The following is a 1,914-nucleotide window of genomic DNA, read 5'->3' on the forward strand; positions in this document are numbered from 1 at the left end:
TGAAGGCGTTGTGTAATGCTTTTGTGCTGATAGTTCCCAGCACTCTTGCGATCGTATCTGCCGACGGTGATGCTTTACCCGAGAAGCCAAAACGTAATAAAAAATCACGCTGCTTACGTCCATAATCGCTAATGCCTTTCCAGGTATCATGACCAGACAAAACCGCACAAATCGTTATCAAAATAATATCTGATAACGTATGTTCAACGTTACCTTCTTGGCGAATGTCTCTAATGGAAAAGAAATGCATAAATGTACTTTTATCTTCTGTCATTTTTAATCTCCTAAACGTTAGGAGACCATTAAATCGCACTGAAAATGATCAACAAATTGATCCTTTGTTTTCACTTATTTTAATTAATAAATATGGCATAACGCACGGTTTTCAGCCCTAAGTGACAATTTAGTCATTAAGTTGCTAGCCCAGGCATGGCGCGGATCTTCATGCGTTTTCCCTGGAAACGCTATAGATTTTGGATCGCCTTTCATGGCAATAGCCTCCTTATGGGTTCTACTTTACAAATGTAGAACCCATAAGGAGGCTGTCAAATATTGACCGCTTATTAGCTCGCTTTTTGCAATGTGATCAGCTGACTCTCGTTGTATATAACCTCTTTAGCGTGGCGCACACATTTACCACATTGAGATCCAAGAGGCGTCAGTTGACGAAGTTCGCGAATACTGGTGACGCCTTGCTGGCGCACCCAATGCTTAATGGTTTTATCTGATACGCTGTGACAAATACAAACTAACATCTCAGTCATCTCAAAAAAATGAACTATAACGAGAATAGTTTGCATTGCGTTTAAGGTAAAGGGTTTTTATATAACGCTTGGTTATTGATGAAAGACTTATTTATATCTGTATCGGGCGATTAAAGAGGAAAAAAAAAGGAGCGCAATGCGCTCCCTTCTATTGATAAGACTAGATGTCTATCAAATTAAGCGATGATGTTAGCAACAACACCCGCACCTACAGTACGGCCACCTTCACGGATAGCGAAGCGTAGACCTTCGTCCATCGCGATAGGTGCGATCAGCTCAACAACCATCTTGATGTTGTCACCAGGCATAACCATCTCAACGCCTTCTGGCAGTTCGATAGTACCGGTCACGTCAGTTGTACGGAAGTAGAACTGTGGACGATAACCTTTGAAGAACGGCGTATGACGGCCGCCTTCGTCTTTACCTAGTACGTATACTTCTGATTCGAACTTGGTGTGCGGAGTGATTGAACCAGGCTTCGCCAGTACTTGACGCAGTTCGATAGTACCGGTCACGTCAGTTGTACGGAAGTAGAACTGTGGACGATAACCTTTGAAGAACGGCGTATGACGGCCGCCTTCGTCTTTACCTAGTACGTATACTTCTGATTCGAACTTGGTGTGCGGAGTGATTGAACCAGGCTTCGCCAGTACTTGACCACGCTCAACTTCGTCACGCTTAGTACCACGCAGAAGAACACCAACGTTCTCACCCGCACGGCCTTCGTCTAGAAGCTTACGGAACATTTCAACACCAGTACAAGTGGTCTTGGTGGTGTCTTTCATGCCTACGATTTCAACGTCGTCACCTACGGTGATGATGCCTTGCTCAACACGACCGGTTACAACAGTACCACGGCCTTGGATTGAGAATACGTCTTCGATTGGCAGGATGAACGGCTTGTCGATCGCACGCTCTGGCTCAGGGATGTAAGAATCCAGGGCTTCAGCAAGTTCAACAATCTTCTGCTCCCACTGCTCTTCACCGTTCAATGCACCCAGTGCAGAACCTTGAATCACTGGGCAGTCGTCACCTGGGAAGTCATACTCTGAAAGTAGCTCACGAACTTCCATTTCAACCAGCTCAAGCAGCTCTTCGTCATCAACCATGTCACATTTGTTCATGAACACGATGATGTTTGGAATACCAA

The 1,914-nt window shown here is 44.8% G+C and carries 3 protein-coding genes; all 3 read right to left on the reverse strand.

Annotated features, from left to right (window positions below; genetic code table 11):
* Positions 1 to 274: transposase family protein (locus tag BZG81_RS15415; protein ID WP_131826446.1), on the reverse strand; the 274-nt coding region annotated here is incomplete at its 3' end.
* Between the two features lie 289 nt (positions 275 to 563).
* Positions 564 to 755, reverse strand: a complete 192-nt coding sequence (gene bfd / locus BZG81_RS15420) for a bacterioferritin-associated ferredoxin (protein WP_021024461.1) — start codon at positions 753 to 755, stop codon at positions 564 to 566.
* A gap of 185 nt (positions 756 to 940) precedes the next feature.
* Positions 941 to 1,914, reverse strand: a 974-nt coding sequence (locus BZG81_RS15425; protein ID WP_077677822.1) for an EF-Tu/IF-2/RF-3 family GTPase, incomplete at its 5' end; no start/stop codon positions are given.

The sequence above is a fragment of the Salinivibrio sp. MA607 genome, from assembly GCF_001996245.1.
Lineage (GTDB): Bacteria > Pseudomonadota > Gammaproteobacteria > Enterobacterales > Vibrionaceae > Salinivibrio > Salinivibrio costicola.